Annotated in this window: 18 protein-coding genes; 11 read left to right on the top strand and 7 right to left on the bottom strand. The window is 69.3% G+C overall.

Annotated elements, in window-relative coordinates; all coding sequences use genetic code 11:
- Positions 1 to 37 precede the first annotated feature (37 nt).
- Genes PWG71_RS07590 through PWG71_RS07580 form a run of 3 tightly spaced genes read left to right on the top strand, consistent with a single transcriptional unit; the run spans position 38 to position 3,437 of the window.
- Positions 38 to 970, top strand: coding sequence for an ABC transporter permease (locus PWG71_RS07590; RefSeq protein WP_274809088.1), 933 nt, complete (start codon positions 38 to 40; stop codon positions 968 to 970).
- Positions 967 to 1,857: an ABC transporter permease gene (locus PWG71_RS07585; protein ID WP_274808842.1), complete on the top strand. Its 891-nt coding sequence runs from the start codon at positions 967 to 969 to the stop codon at positions 1,855 to 1,857. The genes PWG71_RS07590 and PWG71_RS07585 overlap by 4 nt, the downstream gene beginning before the upstream one ends.
- Positions 1,854 to 3,437 (top strand): ABC transporter ATP-binding protein, encoded by a 1,584-nt coding sequence (locus PWG71_RS07580; protein WP_274808841.1) that lies wholly within the window; start codon positions 1,854 to 1,856, stop codon positions 3,435 to 3,437. Before PWG71_RS07585 ends, PWG71_RS07580 begins: the two co-directional genes overlap by 4 nt.
- Before the next feature lie 39 nt (positions 3,438 to 3,476).
- Here the strand turns inward: PWG71_RS07580 and PWG71_RS07575 are convergent, their stop codons facing one another.
- From PWG71_RS07575 to PWG71_RS07560, 4 genes are all read right to left on the bottom strand, one after another.
- Positions 3,477 to 4,697, bottom strand: a complete 1,221-nt coding sequence (locus PWG71_RS07575; protein ID WP_274808840.1) for a multidrug effflux MFS transporter — start codon at positions 4,695 to 4,697, stop codon at positions 3,477 to 3,479.
- Positions 4,698 to 4,858: 161 nt separating this feature from the next.
- Positions 4,859 to 6,904 carry a phosphate acetyltransferase gene (gene pta / locus PWG71_RS07570; RefSeq protein ID WP_274808839.1) on the bottom strand — a complete coding sequence of 682 codons (2,046 nt, stop codon included), beginning with the start codon at positions 6,902 to 6,904 and terminating at the stop codon, positions 4,859 to 4,861.
- Positions 6,905 to 6,951: 47 nt separating this feature from the next.
- Entirely contained in the window at positions 6,952 to 7,791 is an 840-nt protein-coding gene (locus PWG71_RS07565) for a GNAT family N-acetyltransferase (RefSeq protein ID WP_274808838.1), read from the bottom strand.
- Positions 7,792 to 7,872: 81 nt separating this feature from the next.
- Positions 7,873 to 9,495, bottom strand: coding sequence for an alpha/beta fold hydrolase (locus tag PWG71_RS07560; protein ID WP_274808837.1), 1,623 nt, complete (start codon positions 9,493 to 9,495; stop codon positions 7,873 to 7,875).
- A 143-nt stretch (positions 9,496 to 9,638) separates the two neighbouring features.
- Here PWG71_RS07560 and PWG71_RS07555 point away from each other — a divergent pair, with 143 nt between their 5' ends.
- Positions 9,639 to 10,106: an Lrp/AsnC family transcriptional regulator gene (locus PWG71_RS07555; protein ID WP_274808836.1), complete on the top strand. Its 468-nt coding sequence runs from the start codon at positions 9,639 to 9,641 to the stop codon at positions 10,104 to 10,106.
- Positions 10,107 to 10,126: 20 nt separating this feature from the next.
- On the opposite strand, the gene PWG71_RS07550 is transcribed toward PWG71_RS07555, so the two are convergent.
- On the bottom strand, positions 10,127 to 10,555 hold the full coding sequence (locus tag PWG71_RS07550) for a hypothetical protein (RefSeq protein WP_274808835.1): 429 nt from the start codon (positions 10,553 to 10,555) through the stop codon (positions 10,127 to 10,129).
- A 462-nt stretch (positions 10,556 to 11,017) separates the two neighbouring features.
- Between PWG71_RS07550 and PWG71_RS07545 the strand changes: the two genes are divergently transcribed.
- From PWG71_RS07545 to PWG71_RS07525, 5 genes are all read left to right on the top strand, one after another.
- Positions 11,018 to 12,433 (top strand): DUF6177 family protein, encoded by a 1,416-nt coding sequence (locus tag PWG71_RS07545; protein ID WP_274808834.1) that lies wholly within the window; start codon positions 11,018 to 11,020, stop codon positions 12,431 to 12,433.
- A 468-nt stretch (positions 12,434 to 12,901) separates the two neighbouring features.
- Entirely contained in the window at positions 12,902 to 13,072 is a 171-nt protein-coding gene (locus PWG71_RS07540; RefSeq protein ID WP_274808833.1) for a hypothetical protein, read from the top strand.
- Positions 13,069 to 13,446 (top strand): DUF6507 family protein, encoded by a 378-nt coding sequence (locus tag PWG71_RS07535; protein ID WP_274808832.1) that lies wholly within the window; start codon positions 13,069 to 13,071, stop codon positions 13,444 to 13,446. Before PWG71_RS07540 ends, PWG71_RS07535 begins: the two co-directional genes overlap by 4 nt.
- Complete coding sequence (locus tag PWG71_RS07530) at positions 13,446 to 16,268, top strand: DNA/RNA non-specific endonuclease (RefSeq protein WP_274808831.1); 2,823 nt, start codon at positions 13,446 to 13,448, stop codon at positions 16,266 to 16,268. Before PWG71_RS07535 ends, PWG71_RS07530 begins: the two co-directional genes overlap by 1 nt.
- 66 nt (positions 16,269 to 16,334) lie before the next feature.
- Positions 16,335 to 16,727 carry an immunity protein YezG family protein gene (locus tag PWG71_RS07525; protein WP_274808830.1) on the top strand — a complete coding sequence of 131 codons (393 nt, stop codon included), beginning with the start codon at positions 16,335 to 16,337 and terminating at the stop codon, positions 16,725 to 16,727.
- An 85-nt stretch (positions 16,728 to 16,812) separates the two neighbouring features.
- On the opposite strand, the gene PWG71_RS07520 is transcribed toward PWG71_RS07525, so the two are convergent.
- Positions 16,813 to 17,112, bottom strand: coding sequence for a hypothetical protein (locus tag PWG71_RS07520; protein ID WP_274808829.1), 300 nt, complete (start codon positions 17,110 to 17,112; stop codon positions 16,813 to 16,815).
- A 157-nt stretch (positions 17,113 to 17,269) separates the two neighbouring features.
- On the opposite strand from PWG71_RS07520, the gene PWG71_RS07515 reads away from it, so the two are divergent.
- Positions 17,270 to 17,428 carry a hypothetical protein gene (locus tag PWG71_RS07515; protein WP_274808828.1) on the top strand — a complete coding sequence of 53 codons (159 nt, stop codon included), beginning with the start codon at positions 17,270 to 17,272 and terminating at the stop codon, positions 17,426 to 17,428.
- 161 nt (positions 17,429 to 17,589) lie between these two features.
- On the opposite strand, the gene PWG71_RS07510 is transcribed toward PWG71_RS07515, so the two are convergent.
- Entirely contained in the window at positions 17,590 to 18,441 is an 852-nt protein-coding gene (locus tag PWG71_RS07510; protein ID WP_274808827.1) for a phosphotransferase, read from the bottom strand.
- A 396-nt stretch (positions 18,442 to 18,837) separates the two neighbouring features.
- Between PWG71_RS07510 and PWG71_RS07505 the strand changes: the two genes are divergently transcribed.
- On the top strand, positions 18,838 to 19,263 hold the full coding sequence (locus tag PWG71_RS07505) for a VOC family protein (RefSeq protein ID WP_274809087.1): 426 nt from the start codon (positions 18,838 to 18,840) through the stop codon (positions 19,261 to 19,263).
- The last annotated feature ends 20 nt before the right edge of the window (positions 19,264 to 19,283 follow it).

The raw sequence follows: 19,283 nt of genomic DNA, 5'->3' as shown, positions 1-19,283 counted from the left end.
CGGGCGCCCCCGCTCCGGCCGGAAGGGTGATCGCATGATGCTCCGGCTCGTCGCGATCCGGCTGTTCTTCGGTCTGCTGACCCTGTGGGCGGTGTCCGTCGTGGTGTTCGCCGCCACGCAGGCACTGCCCGGCGACGCGGCGTTGATGATCCTGGGCCGGGACGCCACCCCCGAGCGGGTGGCGGCGCTGCGCGACCAACTGAACCTGAACGCGCCGGTGACGGTGCAGTACGCGCAGTGGCTTCACGGGGTCGTCCAGGGCGACCTGGGCACCTCCTACTCCAACCGGTCCCCGGTCACCGAGGTGCTGAACGGACCGATCGGGGCGTCGTTGACGCTCATGGGGCTGGCCGCGCTGGTGGCCACCCCGATCGCGCTGGCCGTGGGCGCCTTCAGCGCGCTGCGCCGGGACCGCGCCTTCGACCACACCACCTCCCTGGGCACGCTCGTCACGGCCGCCATCCCCGAGTTCGTCGTGGGCATCCTGCTGATCCTGGCGCTGGGCCCCGGCGGGCTCGACGTGTTCCCGTCGGTGTACTCGCGCAACGGGGGTCCCGAGCAGTGGGTCCTGCCGGTGCTGACCCTGGCCTTCGCGGTGGCCCCGCCGATCGTGCGGATGATGCGGGCCACCATGATCGAGGTCCTGGAGAGCGAGTACGTGCAGCAGGCCCGGCTCAAGGGGCTGGACGAACGGACGGTGCTGACGCGCCACGCCCTGCCCAACGCCATCGGCCCGGTCGCCCAGGTGGTGGCCCTGCAACTGGCGTGGCTGGCGGGCGGCGTGGTGGCCGTCGAGTTCCTGTTCAACTTCCCCGGCATCGGCAAGGTCCTCATGGACGCCATCGAGAACCGGGACGTGCCGCTGGTGCAGGCGGTGGTCCTGCTCATCGCCGGGGTGTACATCCTCGTCAACCTGGCCGCCGACGTGCTCGGACTGGCCGCCAACCCGAAGGTGAGGGTGGCCCGATGAGCGCTCCCCCGACGAAGGACCTCGCGGCCGGAGCGGCCCGCGGCCGCCGGGGCGGCGGACTGTTCCGCGCCGCCTGGCGGCACGGTCGGACCAGGGTCGGCGTGGCGCTGACCGGGCTGATCGTCCTGATCGCCGTGGTGGGCCCGTTCGTGGCCCCCTACACGCCGACGGAGTTCGTGGCCCGCCCCTTCGAGACCGGGGTGGACGGCACCGTGTTCGGCGGGGACAACCGGGGGCGGGACGTGCTCACCCGGTTCCTGTGGGGCGGGTGGACGCTGCTGATCCTGGCGGGCGCCTCGGCCGGGCTGGGGGTGCTGGCGGGGACGGTCGTGGGCGTGATCGCGGGCTACCTGCGCGGTTGGGTCGACGAGGTCCTCATGCGCGTCAACGACATGCTGTTGGCCTTCCCCCAGCTCATCGCCGCACTGCTGGTGATGTCCATCATCGGTCCCAGGACGTGGCTGATCGTGGCGGTCATCGCGGTGTCGCACACGCCCCGGGTGGCACGGGTGATCCGCGAGGCCACCCGCGCGGTGGTCGAGCAGGACTACGTGAAGGCGGCCGAGGCCATCGGTCTGCCCCGGTGGCGGATCATGGCGGTGGAGATCCTGCCGAACGTGACCGGCCCGCTGCTGGTGGAGTTGGGTCTGCGATTGACCTACTCGATCGGCGTGGTCGCGGTGCTGGGCTTCCTCGGCATGGGGTTGCAGCCGCCCACCGCCGACTGGGGACTGATGATCAACGAGAACCGTCAGGGCATGATCGTGCAACCCTGGGCGGTGGTGATGCCCGTCGCCGCGATCGCGATCCTGACCATCGGCGCCAACCTCATCACCGACGGGCTGTCCCGGGCGGCGATCGGTATCGACCGGGGGGTCGGGAGATGACGGAGACCACGGAGACCGTGCTGTCGGTGGAGGGGCTGACCGTGATCGGCCGCCCCTCGGACGTGACCATCGTCGGCGACGTGTCGCTGAACGTGCGGCGCGGCGAGATCCTGGGCCTGGTGGGCGAGTCCGGGTCGGGCAAGACCACGGTCGGCCTGGCGCTGCTGGCGCACCGCAAGAGGGCCACCGAGATCACCGGGGGCGTGGTGGAGGTGGCCGGTCGGGACCTGGCGGCGCTGGACGAGCGGGGGGTGCGTGCGCTGCGCGGACGCGCGGTGGCCTACATCCCCCAGTCGCCGGCATCGGCCCTGAACCCGGCGCTGCGGCTGCGCGTCCAGTTGTGCGAGGCCCTGCACGACGACGCGCTGTCGGCCGCCGAGGTCGACGCTCGGGTGCGCGAGGTGCTGCGGGAGGTGGCGCTGCCCGACGACGACGCCTTCCTCGGCCGGTACCCGCATCAGCTCTCGGGCGGCCAGCAGCAGCGGGTCGCGATCGCGATGGCGTTCGTGGGACGGCCGGACGTGATCGTCATGGACGAGCCCACCACCGGGCTGGACGTGACGACGCAGGCCCACGTACTGGCCACCGTGCGGCGGATGACCCGCGAGTACGGGACCGCCGGGATCTACATCAGCCACGACATGGCGGTGGTCGCGGAGCTGGCCGACGCGATCGCGGTGATGTACCGGGGCGAAGTGGTGGAGCACGGTCCGACCGGCGAGGTGCTGGCCTCCCCGCGGCACGACTACACGCGGACCCTCCTGGCGGCGGTGCCGCGCATGCGCACCGACGTGCCCGATCGCGAACGCGACGGGGACCTGCTGCGGATCGAGGGGGTGTCGGCCGGGTACGGGCGCACGCCGGTGCTGGAGGGCATCGACCTGACGGTGGCGCGCGGTGAGTGCACGGCCCTGGTGGGCGAGTCCGGGTCGGGCAAGACCACCCTGTCGCGCACCGTGGCCGGGCTGCACCGGGGCGCCGTCGGGGACCTGTGGTTCGACGGGGCGCCGTTGGCCTTGAACGGCCGGCGCCGGACGGTGGAGCAGCGCCGACGCGTCCAGTACGTGTTCCAGAACCCGTACGAGGCGCTCAACCCGCGCAAACGGGTGCGCGACCTGGTCCTGGGCCCCTACCGGCATCTGGTGGGGCGGCCCGACGACCCCGACCGGGTGGTCGCCGAGGCGTTGGAGCGGGCGGCGCTGCCGGCCTCGTACGCCGACCGGTTCCCCGAGCAGCTCAGCGGCGGCGAACGTCAGCGGGTGTGCATCGCCCGCGCGGTGGCCACCGGGCCGGACCTGCTGGTGTGCGACGAGATCACCTCCGCGTTGGACGTGTCGGTGCAGGCCGAGATCGTCGCCCTGCTGCGCGGGTTGCAGGACGAGGGGATGGCACTGCTGTTCGTGACGCACAACATCGCTCTGGTGTCCAACATCGCCCAGCGTGTGGCGGTGCTCGAACGAGGGCGCATCGTGGAGTACGGGCCGGTGGGCCGGGTCATGTCGGAGCCGTCGCACGAGTACACGCGGGCGCTGCTCGCGGACACCCCGGACTTCGCCCCGGAGGGCGCGGCCGCGGACTGAGCGCCGGGTCGGTGGGCGGTCCCCGTCCACCGACCCGGCTCAGCCCTCGCCGACGGGGACGCGGGAGGCCCGGGACGTCATGGTGACCAGCACGATCAGCCCGGCGACGGACGTTCCGAACAGCAGCGCGCCCATCGGCACCGCCGTGGTCTCGTCCAGCCCCACCAGGGGCGCGACCACCGCCCCGCACAGCGGGGACAGGGCGCCCAGCAGGGCGCTCGCGCTGCCCGCCCGGCGTTCCTGGCCCTCCATGGCCAGGGCGAACGACCCGGTGAGGATCATGCCCATGCACGTCATGTAGGCGAAGATCGGCACGACGAGGGCGACCAGCGGCCCCTGGAGCAGGGTCGCGGCGAGCAGGACCCCGGTGGCGGCGACCGCGCCGACCACGGCGATCACGAGGAGGCGGCGTTCGCCGAACCGGGGGGAGAAGCGGCCCACGGCCCAGCTCCCGGCGATGATGGCGATCCCGTTGATCCCGAACAGCACCCCGAACACCTGCGGGGACACCCCGTGCAGGTCCTGGTAGACGAACGGGGTCCCGGCGACGTAGGCGAAACTGCCGCCGTGCAGCAGCCCGGCGACCAGCGCGTATCCGAGGAAGACCCGGTCGCGCAGCAGTTCCCCGATGCTGCGCAGGGTGCCGCCGATCGTGCCGGGGGTGCGCCGTTCGCGGGGCAGGGTCTCGGGCAGGCGCAGCGCGGTGATCGCGATGATGACGACGCCCAGCAGGGCCAGGGCCAGGAAGACGATCTCCCAGCCGGCGGAGGAGGGCCACAGCAGGGCTCCGCCCACGACCGGGGCCACCAGCGGGGCGACCGCGTTGATCACCATGAGCAGCGCGAAGAAGCGGGTGAGTTCGTGGCCGTCGAACACGTCGCGCACCACGGCGCGGGAGAGCACGACCCCGGCGGAGGCGGTGAGCCCCTGGAGGAAGCGGCCCGCGATCAGGACCGCGATGTCGGGGGCCAGCGCGCACATCAGTGACGCCAGCACGAACAGGGCCAGGGAGACGAGCAGCGGCCCCCGCCGACCGCGCGCGTCGCTGACGGGTCCGACGATGAACTGGCCGATGGCCAGACCCACGAGGCACGCGGTGAGGCTGAGCTGCACCTGCGAGGCCCCGGTGTCCAGATCGGCGGCGATGTCGGGGAAGGCCGGCAGGTACATGTCGATGTTGAGCGGCCCCAGCACGGCCAACGCAGCCAGGAGGAAGGCCAGGGACACGCGGGCGCCACCGGTCGGATTGCGGAGGGTCATCGGCGCTCTCTCGGCTCGGAGACGGACAGCGCCGACGGCGCCTCGGACCGCCCTCAGGCTAGCCGGGACCGGATACCGGCGACACGCCGGAAGCACTCATCTGACGCCGATGTGTGCGAAACCTCGACCGTTGGGGTGAGCCCGCCCGGCCGGGGCCGGTGTCAGTCCCCGGACCGGGCCTGGACGGCGGTGATGGCGATGGTGCTGACGATGTCCCGCACGGTCGCCCCCCGGGACAGGTCGTTGACCGGGCGGCGCAGTCCCTGGAGGACGGGTCCCACGGCGACCGCCCCGGCGCTGCGCTGGACGCCCTTGTACAGGGTGTTGCCGGTGTTGAGGTCGGGGACGATGAACACGGTGGCGCGTCCGGCCACCCGGCTGTCGGGGAGCTTGGTGCGGGCCACCCCGGGGTCGATGGCCGCGTCGTACTGGATGGGTCCCTCCACCGGCAGATCCGGGCGGCGTTCGCGGACCAGGTCGGTGGCGGTGCGGACCTTGTCGACGTCGACGCCGCCGCCGGAGGCGCCGGTGGAGTAGGACAGCATGGCGACCCGGGGTTCCACGCCGAAGCGGGCGGCGGTGTCGGCGGACGCGGCGGCGATCTCGGCGAGCTGTTCGGCGGTGGGGTCGGGGACCACGGCGCAGTCGCCGTAGACGAGCACCCGGTCGGCCAGGCACATGAAGAACACGCTGGAGACCAGCGAGGTGCGCAGGATCTCGAAGGAGGGCCGGATGGTCTGGGCGGTGGTGTGGACCGCGCCGGAGACCATGCCGTCGGCGTATCCCAGGTGGACCATGAGCGTGCCGAAGTAGGAGACCTCCCGCACGGTGTCGCGGGCCAGCCGCACGGTGACCCCCTTGTGGGCGCGCAGCCGGGCGTACTCGGCGGCGAACTCCTCCCCCAGCGGCGAGTCGTCGGGGTCGACGAGGTCGGCGGCGGACACGTCCAGGCCCAGGTCGGCGGCGCGGGCGCGGATGTCGCGGGGGTCGCCCAGCAGGGTCAGGTCGGCGATGTCGCGGCGTAGGACGAGGTCGGCGGCGCGCAGCACCCGTTCCTCGGTTCCCTCGGCCAGGACGATGCGGCGCCGGTCGTCGCGGGCGCGGGCCAGCAGGATGTACTCGAACATGAGCGGGGTGACGGTGTCGGTGCGGGTCACCTGGAGGCGTTCGAGGAGGGCGTCGCCGTCCACACCGGAGTCGAAGGCGGCGACCGCGGACTCGACCTTGTGGTCGGGCAGGGGCGCGCCCCCGCCCCGGACGTCGGCCAGCAGGGTGGCGGCGGTGAAGGTGTCCAGGCCGGTGGCGACGACCGGGACCCGCACGTGCATGCCGGCCAGCAGCCGCCAGACGGGTTCGGGCATGTCGTCGTCGATGTCACCGCTGAGGAACACCCCGGCGATCGCCGGGAAGTCCGGGGACAGGTGGGCGGCGATGAGGGCGGGCAGGACCGCGCCGGCCCGGTCGGCGGGGAGGATGACGGCACTGTCGTCGCTCATCCGGTCCAGGATGTGCGGCAGGGACATGGCGGCGACGAGGATGCCGGAGACCTCCCGGCCGGTGCGCTTTTCCTCACCGAACAGCAGGCGTCCGCCGCAGGCGCCCTGGAGGTCGCGGACGGTGGGCACGGTGAGTCCGGGCACGTCGGGCAGCACCGACCAGCGGCCGGCCGCGGCGGCGCGCAGTGGTTCGACGCGGTCGGGTTCGACCCGGCCCACGACGGTGCCGAGCAGGGCGGCGTGTTCGCGTTCGACCTCGGCACGGGCGACCGCGACGGCGCCGTGGACCTGTTCGTCGGAGCGGCCCCGTCCGGAGAGCGCGAGCATGACGGGGGTACCCAGGTTGGCGGCGATGCGGGCGTTGAACGCGAACTCGGTGGGGGTGACGACGTCGGTGTAGTCGGTGCCCAGGACGACGACGGCCGCGCAGCCGGCGGACAGGGCCCCGTAGGCGGCGACGATCTCGGCCATGGCCTGTTCGGGGTCGTCGTGGACCCGGTCGTAGACCACTCCGACGCAGGATTCGTAGGGGGCGGTGATCTTGAACCTGCGGCGGATGGTCTCCACCAGCGGATCGGGACCGCCGGCCCCGACGACGGGCCGGAAGACACCGATGGGGTCGACGGTCCCCGCCAACAGTTCGGCCAGGCCCAGGGCGACGGGTCTCTTGTCCCCGTCGGCGTCGCTGGAAGCGATGTAGACACCGTGCACCGTCGTCGTCCTCCCGTTGCGTGCGGTGGGCGTGATCGGCCGCGCGGTCAGAAGAGCACCGACATGACCTCTCCGACCTGGCGGAAACCGACCCGGCGATAGGTCGCCCGGGCGGGGGTGTTGAAGTCGTTGACGTACAGGGTGACCCGGGGCGCGATCTCGGCCAGGGCGTGCTCGACGACGGCGGCCATGCCGGCCGCCGCGTGCCCCTGGCCGCGCAGGTCCGGGTGCACCCACACGCCCTGGATCTGGCAGGCCTGGGGGGTGACCGCGCCGACCTCGGCCTTGAACACGATCCGGCCGTTCTCGACGCGGGCGAACGCCCGCCCGGTGCGCACCAGTTCCTCGACGCGGGCCCGGTACAGGGAGCCGCCGTCGCCGGAGTCCGGCGGGACCCCGACCTCCTCGGTGAACATGGCCACGCAGGCGGGCACGAGGATGTCGAGTTCGGTGACGCGGACCCGGCGCACCAGCGGGTCGGCGGGAACGGCGGGGCGCCCGGAGATCTCCAGGACGGGCTGGCTGGCGCGGATCACCCGGGCCGGCCCCCAGGCGGGGGTGACCTGCTGCCAGAAGTCGCTGACGGCGTCGACCGGACCGACGATGGACGAGCAGCGCCGACCCCGCCAGCGGGCGTGGTCGGCGAAACTGCGGATGGCCGCCGGGCCGGCGTTGACCGGGACCAGGTTGGCACCGGAGTAGCACAGCGCGGTGAGTCGACCGTGATCGACGTGGCCCCACACCTCGGTCCCGTTGCCGGCGGAGAGGCCGGCGGTCATCAATCGGGAGGCGACGAACACGTTCCCCACCGGATCCATGTCCAGGATGGCGCGCACGGCCTCCCTGTCCCGTTCACCGAGAATCCTCACCGGCGAGGTCCGCAGCATCGCATCTCCCCCATCCGCCCGTCGTCGCCCTCGCGACGGCGGAAGCCGATCCGTTCGCGCCGCTTCCAGCCTATTCCACCGTCATTCCGGCGTCCCGGCTCCGGTGGGGCGTTCCAGGGCGGCGGACCCGAGTCGGTCGAGCAGCGGGTCGGCCGCGCTCTGCGGTGCGCGCGGGGCGGGTTCGGGGCGGGCCCGGCAGACGGCGTCGGGACCGTCGCCCCGCACGCGCTCGGGCAGTTCCCCGTCCAGGAGGTATCCCCGGACGATCTCGTCGACGCAGGCGTTGCCGGTGAGGGAGACGCCGTGGGTGAGGCCGCCCTCCTCGATGACCAGCGCCGAACCGGGCAGCCGGTTCCGCAGGGCGTGGGAGCCCTCCACGGGAGTGGCGCCGTCGCCGGTGGCGTGCACGATCAGGGCGTCGCCGCGGTAGGCGGGGTGTTCGTAGGGGCCGTAGCCGACCTGGAACCAGTCCTCGACCTCGGCGTCCCAGGTGGCACAGGGAGCGTTGTACCAGGTGTTGTGCCAGGCCATGAAGGGGGCCGTGTCGTGGACCTCCTCGGTGTCGGCGCGCCAGGTGGCCCAGTCCTTGGGCCACCGGGAGTCGGTGCACTGCACGGCCAGGTAGCCGCCGTAGCCGTTGTCGGACTCGGCGGTCTCTCCGTACGCGGCGTGCAGCCTCTTCAGGGCGGTGGCGTCGCCGTCGACGATCCGGTCGGCCAGGGCGGCGGCGACCGCGGGCCAGGTGCCGCCGCTGTAGGCGACCACGATGACGGAGCTCTCCAGCTCGGTGGGGCCGACGACGCCGTCGACGGGGTCCCGGGCCAGCTCCGAGCGCAGCCCGTAATAGGCGGCCTCGACCTCTTCGGCGTCGGCGCCCAGACCGTAGGAGGCGTGGTGGCGGGCGACCCATTCGAAGAAGCCGCGCGCCGACCGGTCCAGGGCCGCGCTCTGCCTCAGGTTGCTCTCGTACCAGGGGTTGTCGGGGCCGACGACGCTGTCCAGGACCAGGGCGCGGACCCGGTCGGGGTAGAGGGCGGAGTAGACGGTGCCGAGGTAGCTGCCGTAGGAGTAGCCCAGGTAGTCGATCTCCTCCAGGTCGAGGGCGATCCGGATGGCGTCCATGTCGTGCGCGGTGTCCTCGGTGCGCACGTGGTCCAGCAGGGGGCCGGTGTTCTCGGCGCAGGCGGCGGCGTAGGCCTCCGCGTCGGCCCGCAGGACGGCCTCGGCGTCGGCGTCGGCGGGCACCCCGTCGGGGCGGGGCGGGTCGAAGTACGCGGGATCGCAGGTGATCGAGGGGGTGGAGGCGCCGACGCCGCGCGGGTCGAAGGAGACGACGTCGTAGACCTCGCGCAGTTCGGGCGACATCCTCCGGTGGGTGTAGGAGGCCCACCGTCGTCCGGCGCTGCCGGGGCCGCCGGGGTTGACCAACAGGGTGTGCTCTGCGGTCCCGGTGGCGGGCACTCGGGACAGGGCGACCCGCACGGTCTCCCCGTCGGTGCCGTTGCGGGACATGGGGACGGTGAGGGTCGCGCACTCCAGGGTCTCGTCGCCCAGGGGTTCGAGGTCCTCGCAGGGCATCCAGCGCAGGGCCTTCTGGTCGATGCGGGTGGTCTCGCGAGCCCCTTCCGCCTGCGCGGGGACCGCCGCCACCAGGGAGGCCAGAAGGGCTCCGACGGATATGGCGGCCAGCGTCGGTGCTCGCACGTGTCCACTCCCTCAACCAGGATTCATGACCAATCGTATTGTCCATGTCACTCCACGTGACGCACGGAAGCGACACGGCCGCCCACCCCGGTATGCGCCGGTAGCATGTGACCGCCTGCATCAGAAGTGGACAAAGGGGCACAATGCGTCTTGATCGTGTCGATGAGCGGATCATCTCGATCCTCGGCGCGGACGCGCGCATGAGCTTCGCGGAGATCGGCGGCCAGGTCGGCCTCAGTCCGTCCGCCGTGAAACGCCGCGTGGACCGGCTGGTGGACTCGGGCGCCGTGCGCGGTTTCACCGTGGTGGTCGAACCCCAGGCGGTGGGCTGGACCACGGAGGCGTTCATCGAGCTGTACTGCCGTGCGCGGACCTCCCCGGGGGAGATCCGCACGGGGCTGTCGGCGTACCCGGAGATCACGTCGGCCTGCACCGTGACCGGCGAGGCCGACGCCATCGTGCAGGTGCGGGCGCGCGACACCCGCCACCTCGAAGAGGTCATCGAGCGCATCGGCGCGGAACCGTTCGTGGTGCGCACCAAGAGCACCCTGGTGCTGTCACGGCTGGTGGACCAGCCCATCCTCGCGGGCAGCGCCGAGAACCGGAGCTGACCCGGTCCCGGAGCGCGCGGTCAGCCGATGACGGCGAGGTCCAGGCGCAGCAGGTTGTTCCAGTCGTTGACGAACACGGCCACCGTTCCCTCGTGGCGCACGCCCAGGAACGGGTTCGAGTGGAACAGGGGCAGGACCCACCGCAGCGAACGGTCGGTGTCCAGGCGGGCGAGGTGACCGATGTTGCCCATCCCGCCGCCGCCACCGGTGAGCCACCCCGAACCGTCCGGCAGGGGGCTCTCGAACCAGGGATCGACCTCGTTGACGCCGTCCTCCTCGATCGCCCGGGCCACGTCCAGCGGTCCGCCGAGCCGGAAGGGGATCGGCCGCCCGGCGTCGGGATGGTAGGCACCGGGTCCGGGCACGTCCACCTCCAGGGCGGTGTCGTCCGGCCGATACAGCCCGTCGCGGAACGGCATCTCCCCGGCCGCCCACAGCTCCTCGATCACGCCCACGACGTTACCGGCCCCGCGCGGACCGGGTGGGGGCATGGGGCGCGACCTCGCTCCGGCCCGCGGCCGCACCGGACGACGCCCCACCGTCCGCCGGAACCGGCGCCGCACGCGACCCGAGCCCGGCGACGCCCCCGACGGTGGCGGACGTCCGCCGCGACGGCCCGGTCGGGCGGGCGGGCCCGCGTTGCCGGGTGCGAGCCGACGGCGCGGCCGAGGACCGCCCCCCGAAGGGCGGCCCCCACGAGGTCGGTCTCTTCGGGGAGATGCGCCGGTGGCGAGGTCTACGACCCCTGTGGTGATCGGCCGCCCGAACCTTCCCGGTTCAGGAGAAAGGCGAGAAACCGGGGGACGAACCACACATTCAGTGACGTTCTGGCTATGCTCGTCCGCGCACGGTGACCCGGTTCGGCCTCTGTCGGTGGAGCCGTGTTCCACGTCCCCCGGTGAGGAGAGTCGTTGAGCTACGACGTCGTGGCCCTGGTGGCCGGTGAGCCCGATGAGCAGGCACTCGTCCGAGCCCTGGAACACCTCGACCCGGAACTGTTCCTCCACCGGCACGGGGAGACCGACGTCCTCCAGATCCGGGACGGGGACGACCACCTCCTCGCCACCCTGGAGCCCGGACAACGGGTGGAGCACCGGGACGAGATCGACCGCCTCCTCGGTTCCGACATCTCCGCGGGCCTCCCGGATCCCTGCTGGTGGGTGGAGGTCCGGTCCCGGCCCGACGCGACGGGACGGGAGGTGGCGCACCGGTTCGCGGACGGGCTCGCACTGCGGCTCGGGGGTTCCGTGTGGACCTCGGGCACGGCCGACTTCGGCCTGTGGGACGAGCCCGAGCACCCGGCCGTCGAACGGGTCGCGACCAAGGCGCTGCTGGTCGCCCAGGATCGCCCCGTGGTGCCGTTCTCCTCCTGGCTCTCCGACGCGGTGGCCACCCACTCCGGTCGGAAGATGCTCCAGGTGCTCACCCCGCCGACGTCGCGGCTGACCTACGGGACGCGCACCTTCCTGGCCGGCCCGCTGGGCCGATGGGTGGTGCGCGGCGGTTCCGGCGAGCACTACGACGGCCTCACCGGGCTGCCGGTGCGCTGGGACGACGAGTACGGGTTCTTCGCGGAGAGGGAACCGGTCGGCCCGAACTGGGCGGCCCGGGAACCCGGAGCCGAGCCGGTGCCCGGGTTCGTGGAGAACCCCTCGTCCATCACGGGCACGCAGATCGCGGCCGACCTCTCCGTGGTCCACGGGGATCCGTCGTCTCCGCGCCTGGGCCGCGCGGCCGAGATCGTGGCCGACCACCTGGCCCGGTCCGCCCCCGCCGGGTGGGGTCCCCACGAGCCGGCGCTGCGGCGGTGGGACCGGGAGCGGCTGCTCGCGTTCGCGCGAAGACGCGCTCCCAAGCCGGTCATCCTCCATTTCACCGGGCCCCACGGCATCGGGCGGACCTTCTCCGGTCAGATCCGGGTCTCCTGGCGGGAGAGGAAGGTCGTGGAACGGATCTCCCTGGTGATCGGGTTCGAGGAGGCGGGTTCGGTTCCGTTCGACGTGCTTCCCACCCTGGTGGAGGCGCTGGCCGAGGACGGGGGCCTGGAGGGTCTGCGCGTCCGCCGCCTCCCGGGGGCCGAGGACACCCTGTACGCGCCGGTGTGGTCGGGGCCCGCGATCCCGCTCGGTGTGGCCATCGGTACGGAACGCCTGGAGCGGATCGGACGCCGTCGCGCCCAGGCGGGTCCGATCAAGGGGACCCTCCTCGGGCCCGACGGGAAGGGCGCGGCCTGGTACCCGGCGTTGGGCGACGTGGAGTCGCCGCTGCGGACCCTGGGGCTCGTGGAGAAGCAGCTGGCCTATCTGTCCTCCGTCGCCCGCGCATGAGGGGCGAGGAGTGAGGGGTGAAGGGTCTTCCCGCCGGCCGTGTGCCGAGGCCCGGCCACCGCGACAGAGGACATGGCTCAGGAAGCACACGCGTCACTTCTCCACAGATCCATGGTGGGTGACGCATGTCACGATCCACCGTTCGTGATCTTCAGGCCGTGACCCTTCGCGCTGATGAGCGCGTTCAGGGTGACGACGGAGCGTCGGGATTCCGTGTGGAACGGAACCCCGACTGTGATGGCGCGTCAGCATAATGCCTCTGAAACCCCCATGATCCGGGCGCCACGTCGATCCGACCGAACAGGTGCGAAGCGAGTGAAGTTCGAACTGGTAGAGCCCTCGGAGCGGGGCGTCGCCTCCGCTCTCCCCCTCCCCGAGAACAGCGTTCCGACCACGGGGACACGTCCGGGCCACCCGACCCCGCCACCGCCTTCCGAAGCGCTTTCGGGGCGGCCCGTCAGGAAGCGGATGGCACCCGCGATCAGGGACGTGCAGAACTCGTTGTCCCTGCTCAAGGCCCACGTCTCCGAGCACGGCGCGAAGGAGGGCGTCCCGGCCCCCACCACGGCTCCGAGTGACCCGGGCCCGGAGTTCCACGCCCACCGGTTCGGCGCCTCGGACCGGAGGGACCGCCGATGAGCGAGTGGAAGATCGACGTCCACGGCGTCTCTCTGACCCTGACCGCCCTCGGTGACCGGCTCGGCCTGGAGGGAGGCGGGTTCTCCTCCACCATCGACTCCACCTCCGACGGGATCGACATGGCTCTGAAGAACGTCAAGAGCCCGCCCGTGGAGCACGCCCTGAGCGGCTTCCTCACCCACTTCGCGAGCGAGACCGACGCCATGTTCATCCGGAGCATGTCCTGCCTCAAGGGCGCCAACGACGCCACCCTCGCCTACAACGAAGGCCAGGAGGAGATGGCGCTCGAAGCCCAGAACCAGGCCGGGACCGGTGAGAACCTCGACCTCGGGGGCGGCGGCGACGGCGCTCCGGCCAACGCGGAGGCGTACTGATGCCCGCCTCCGGAGGGTTCGAGCCGACCGAGCCGCAGAGCGGCGTGGACCCGAACCTGTTCACGCTCATCGACCCCGACACGATCCCCTACCCCCTGACCGACGTCTGGTCCCTCAATTACGCGGCCGAGACGCTGCGCTCGGGAGGGGAGGACATCGCCGGGGACGCGGAGGACATGCGTTCCACGTGGAGCGGGTTGCAGGCCCACTACAGCGCACCGGAGAGCGAGGACCTCTTCTCGAAGATGGACCCGGTGGTGACACGGGGCGAGGACGTCGAGAGCGACCTGGTCACCGTCGCCGAGGCCTTGGAGGACCTCGCCGAGGCGGCCACCACGGCCCGACGGAAGCTCAACACCCTCAAGATCCAGGCCCAGGGTTTCCACAACAGGAACCAGGACAAGGCGGTCTGGTGGCTCACCAAGGACGACAAGACCGACGAAGCCGCCTTCCTGGAGAACATCCGCCTGAAGGACGAGGTCAACACGGCGTGGGCCGCGTTCAACGAGGCCGAGAACGCGTGCGCGAGCAAGATCTCCGCTGTGTACGGCGGGGCGGCCTACGTCTCCCCCGACCAGGCGCGGGGGGACGACGTGATCGTCTACGGGCTGCCCACGGACGCGGGTGAGCGGGACACGGGCTTCACGACCCTGTTCACCGAATCGGCCAACGACATGGCCGCCTGGTTCGACGCCGAGTACTGGGTCTCCCCCGCCGAGGTGACGTTCGACAACAGCACCGGTCAGGCGGCCTGGGACATCATCGTCACCGATGTGCTGTGGGGATCGGCCGTGGGCCTGGTCTCGTTGTCCGGGGCGTGGCACCCCGACAACGGCTGGAGACTGGACCCGGCCGGCCGCTGGGACAACCTCAAGAAGAGCGGCTGGGACACGGTCGTGGGCGCGGGCACCCTGGTCGGCGTCCATGACGACCAGGGGTGGCTGTTCTCCTCGGAGGGCGGAGGAGCCTCCTGGGGACGGTGGACCGACAACATGGGGGACGTCCTCGCCGAGGGGTGGGAGGGGAACACCGCCTGGTCGCAGAAGGACGAGGACCCCGAGTACACGGGTGCCACGAGCGGCATCAACCTGGTGTTGTTGACGGTGGGGTTGCCGCTCAAGGCGTTGAAGACCGGCCTGACCCTGGGGCCGGGCGGGGATGTCGACGGCGACGGGTCGGACCGATCCGATCTCGGAGACGAGGACCGTTCCTCTCCCACCGGTGGACGCCCCCTGTCGGGGGAGAGCAGCCCGTGGCCCCGCGACGGCGACGCACGGACGCCGACGACCGGTGAACGCTTCGGCCACGACCTCGACATCCTCCGGGAGTCGCTCCTGGACCCGAACCGGTACCGCGACACTCCCGATCCGCAGCCGGACCGGCCCTCCTCCGGGGGCGACGGTGCTCCCGCTCCCCGGAATCCGAACACCGACACCCCGCAGGGTCAAGGCGGTACCCCCGCCCCCGATCGCCCTCGCGGCGAGACCTCGGACGCACCACGAACCCCCGAGGCCGCCGCGCCCCGAGGCGGCCGATCGCGCGACGACACCATCGATGCACCGCAGATCAATACACGTTCCGAGTCACCCTACTTATCAGGAGACCCATCGGGCGACAGCGGCACGGCCCCCGACATCGAAACAAACGAAAAAAAGGGAGGGGCCACTAGAAGTTCCTCCACCAAAGCACTCGATCACGAAAATCTTGACGACGACGGCTATAGCAGCATCATTCCCGACTCAGGGGACACTCCAAGAAACCCTTCGCCTGGCGATACAAATGGAGGCGACGGAGGACACGGGAACGGGGAAACCCCAGGATCCGAGAGCCCAAACCAAGATCCATACAGTGGATCCGTAAATAGACCGCACCACGATCACACAAAGAGCATTGGCAAGGACAGCCCCCTTTTCCCGGGCAACGAACAGCGCTTTGGAACAGATGGCGAAGGAAAGGAAAAAAAGCTAGAACCCAATACTCTTTACGAGGTTGAGGATCGTGGAGTTTTTATCACTGATTCCACTGGAAAAATATCACACGTCGAGACACAACCAGGCCAGGACACCAAAGGAAATCCTGAACTCGTTTACCCCCGCCCAAAAGCGAAGTATTATATTGACCACCCGACCTCAGGGGCAAAATTTGTCTATGAAACAGATGAAAAATCACGGACCATATCCGTGGAGGGCGAACTAGAATCAGGAAAAACGTCAAGGAATAGCGAACAGACACCCATCGGTCACGAGGGAAAGAACTATTTCGAAGAATACAATGAAAGCGAAGAAGAGTACGCCTACGAAAAATCCACCTGGCAAGGAGGACATTTTGTAGCGGGAAACATGTTTGGTGGCCCGGGAGAACGCATCAATATCGTACCTATGCTCAGGTCCCTCAACCACACCGGCAACAGCAACAGTTACCACAGCAACTGGGCCCGTCTTGAATATCTCTGGCACGGCTTGCTCACCAAAGAAAAGAAAACGCTACTCAGGGCCTACCGCACCGGGTACGTAGAGAGTGAACCCGGCAACAAGGACGCGCTGGCCAGGGATTGGCTGGATCTGGCTGGACCGGATCCTTCAATCACATTCAGCATGAAAATCGTCTACGATGACACATTGACAGAGCACAACAGAAATGAATTCCGAGAAAAATACCCCCCATCTTCGGCAGGAGAAAAATACGACAGGAACAGGCCAGAAAAAATGGATCACCTAGGTGCACCCCCAAGCGAAATTTTGGTAGACTGGTCCCTTAACGAACAAGAGCAAGAGACTCTTGTATACGACAACCACCCGCCACGGGAATCAAGAAATAACTAGAAGAAAATCCAGGAATCCAAGGGGGAAAACATGGATCCGGTTCGGCAGCACGAAATCCTTAACCGCATGTCACTCGAACTCATAGAGTCCGGGCCAGAAGAATGGAAGGAGATGGACTACAGGTTCGAATATATAGGAGGAGTCGCCGCGAGCGAAAGAATAGTGACCTTCGAAAACGGCGAAAAAGAAAGGAAGCGCCACCCTCATTCTGTGATAAAAAATGCGAAAACACTCAAAAAAGAGATGTACCGAGAAGACGTGGGGACATGGCTGTCCATGAGCATCCATATCATCAGACCCGGTAAGTTCAAAGCAGAATTCAACTACGACGAAGAGCCCGGCGTGCACCCGATTCCCTCTTCCCCGGAGGACTACGAACTGGAGATGAGAAAATTCCCCCGAAGCCCCGACAATGTACCGAATTGGATTAAAAATAAAATCCGCCGAGTGGAATCCTGAAGAGGAACTGATCATCATCGGCGATGAATATGTAATCGTTTGGCCTTAGGGGAAGCTCATGTCAAGATTAGATTTTATTTGGGTTTCAGCCAACCTGGAAGAGACCGTGGATACGATTCGAAGCTTCCCCGAACCGACCTCCGAACGAGAGGTGGTCGAAGGGGACTTCCAATTCTCCTTTGAGATCGCAAGCAAGAACATAAAGAATCTCACCATCGGAGTCGAAGCAGATTCGAGCGAAGACTACCCAACCGTAATAGATGTTGATCAGGCACGTTGGATGGACTCCCCAGAAAAGGTGCGTTTCTTTTTCGACCTTCTCGCACAAAGAACAACCTGGGAGCTTGCTTCCCGATTCGACGACCATGATCAACCACTCGTCCACAGGCCACTTCTGGAATAATTGACACCCGTAAATCCATTGAGACAATCTCAACGCAGTCCGGTCCGGGGAACCGGGTTCCTCTCTCATGCAGGCGGAGAGCCATGCTTCGGCCGCCGGTGGAGACGGTTGGTACGCCGCATGTCTGTACCGGTCGCTCTTGGAGAACCTCTTCGAGTCCTACTTGGGCGGTGTGACGTTCTCGCTGGTGGACGCCGAGGACATCGATGACCTGGACGAGGAACTGCGTGAGAACCTGCCGCGCGCGCACGCCGAACGCGCGGCCGTCCCGAACGGCGTCCCCGAGGGGCATTGGTAGTGGAGAACCGCCGTTTCCGGATGAAACGACCCTCCTCCGGACACCGAGTCCTTCGGGGAGGAAACCCGAACCTTTCCTCCGCCCCGAAGAACCGGCGTCCGCACGCTTCGGGATCAGTCGAGGTCGGCCCCGGCAGGACGTGACCGGGGACCGAACCGGGATCAGAGCAGCCGCTTCAACCAGTCACGAACGAAGGGCTCCAAGGCCGCGTGGAGATCGTCGTGGGCGGCCGAATGGATGACCTCGGCGGCGACCACGATCTGCGCCAGGCGCCCATCGCGACCGTCCAGCGATTCGGCGAACTCCTCGCGCACCCGCCGCGCGACCTCCGGGACGGGCAGCGCGTAGGTGTGCAGCACCGCCGCGTCGTAACCCGCGGGTGCCGTGCCCCAGCCCTCCCAGTCGATGATGCGCAGTGAGGGCGCGGTGAGGTTGGCCCAGTGCAGGTCACCGTGGGCGGTCTCCCATCGCTCCACGGTCAGGTCCTCGCCCTCCAACTCGGGGAGGACTCGGGGTGCGCGATCGATACCGTCCTGGGTGATGATCCACCGCTCGGGGTGGGGCGGAAGGTCGCGCAGGGCGGCGGTGGCCTCGGTGAGTTCGTCCCACCACTCCCGCGGCGGGTCGATGGGATCCGTCAGGACCGGGGTCGGCGACAGCGGCGGCGAGGGCAGGCGCTCGTACAGGTGGATCTGCACCGCCCACTCCCGGGCCACCGGGGTCGCGTCGTCGCCCGTCCAGGCGGCCTCCACGAAGAGGATGGGGCGGGGGACCCTCTCGTCGAAGAGATGGGCGGCGAGCGAGGGCCCCTCCCAGACCCCGCCTTCCGCTTGGGGCGCGAGCCAGATCCGCAACCAGGCGGGAACACCCTCGCCCGTGGTGACCGGTCCGCTTCGGACGTGTCCGCCCGATCCCGGGTGCGGTGTCATCGTGTCCGGACGGACTCCCAGGTAGTGGGCTGCGCGCACCCAGTAGGTGTCCAGGTCGAGGAGCGACGGGGTCGGGAGGGTCACGGATGTCCTTCGGGTGAGCGGCGGGAACGACGGGACGGCGGCATCGCGGACCGGCGCCCATGGACGCCATCCTGCCCGCCCCGAGCGCGCTTGGGGGGCGGATTCGACCGATTCCCCGGACGCGGTCCCGCTGCCGGTCGAGCACGGAAGCACAGATTCCGGATTCCAGGATTCTTGCTCCTGGAACAGACAGATCACAAGGCGACCGTCACCGCCCGGGCGAGGTCTCTCCCACCGGGAATCCCCCAGGACAGCGGAACGACCCGAACCCGGTCGCTTCACCGAGGGGACCGTCCCCGTCCGCGAAAAGAGCACGACACCCCACCGGGCACCGGTCGGCTCCGAGGGCCGATGACGTACCCGATCCCTAAGCTCCGGGATATGACGATTCAGAGAATGGACCACGTCGGCGTCGTCGTCGACGACCTCGCCGCCGCCATCGCGTTCTTCGTCGAACTCGGCATGGAGCTGGAGGGCGAGATGCCGGTCGAGGGACGTTGGGTGGACCGTGTCGTGGGCCTCGACGGGGTCCGGGTCGACATCGCGATGATGCGCACCCCGGACGGCCATGGCCGGATCGAGCTGACGAGGTTCCACGCCCCGGAGGTGATCCGCGGCGAACCGGAGAACGCACCGGCGAACACGCTGGGCATACGCCGCATCATGTTCGCCGTCGAGGACATCGAGGACGTCCTCGCCCGTCTGCGTGCCCACGGCGCCGAACTCGTCGGCGAGCTGGCGCGGTACGAGGACAGCCACCGGCTCTGTTACGTGCGCGGCCCCGAGGGCATCATCGTCGCCTTGGCCCAGCAGATCGGCTGAGGGGCATAGAGGAGTCGCTG

This window comes from Nocardiopsis sp. N85 (genome assembly GCF_028882275.1).
GTDB classification, from domain to species: domain Bacteria; phylum Actinomycetota; class Actinomycetes; order Streptosporangiales; family Streptosporangiaceae; genus Nocardiopsis; species Nocardiopsis lambiniae.
This window is presented reverse-complemented; position numbering and strand designations above follow the sequence as displayed.

Bases quoted from the DNA above. Each gene is read 5' to 3' on its own strand.
- PWG71_RS07540 (WP_274808833.1), top strand. From the start codon at position 12,902: ATGGCACCCGCGATCAGGGACGTGCAGAACTCGTTGTCCCTGCTCAAG.
- PWG71_RS07590 (WP_274809088.1), top strand. From the start codon at position 38: ATGCTCCGGCTCGTCGCGATCCGGCTGTTCTTCGGTCTGCTGACCCTG.
- PWG71_RS07575 (WP_274808840.1), bottom strand. From the start codon at position 4,697: ATGACCCTCCGCAATCCGACCGGTGGCGCCCGCGTGTCCCTGGCCTTC.
- PWG71_RS07565 (WP_274808838.1), bottom strand. From the start codon at position 7,791: ATGCTGCGGACCTCGCCGGTGAGGATTCTCGGTGAACGGGACAGGGAG.
- PWG71_RS07505 (WP_274809087.1), top strand. From the start codon at position 18,838: ATGGACCACGTCGGCGTCGTCGTCGACGACCTCGCCGCCGCCATCGCG.
- PWG71_RS07530 (WP_274808831.1), top strand. From the start codon at position 13,446: ATGCCCGCCTCCGGAGGGTTCGAGCCGACCGAGCCGCAGAGCGGCGTG.
- PWG71_RS07585 (WP_274808842.1), top strand. From the start codon at position 967: ATGAGCGCTCCCCCGACGAAGGACCTCGCGGCCGGAGCGGCCCGCGGC.
- PWG71_RS07580 (WP_274808841.1), top strand. From the start codon at position 1,854: ATGACGGAGACCACGGAGACCGTGCTGTCGGTGGAGGGGCTGACCGTG.
- PWG71_RS07555 (WP_274808836.1), top strand. From the start codon at position 9,639: ATGCGTCTTGATCGTGTCGATGAGCGGATCATCTCGATCCTCGGCGCG.
- PWG71_RS07525 (WP_274808830.1), top strand. From the start codon at position 16,335: ATGTCACTCGAACTCATAGAGTCCGGGCCAGAAGAATGGAAGGAGATG.
- PWG71_RS07535 (WP_274808832.1), top strand. From the start codon at position 13,069: ATGAGCGAGTGGAAGATCGACGTCCACGGCGTCTCTCTGACCCTGACC.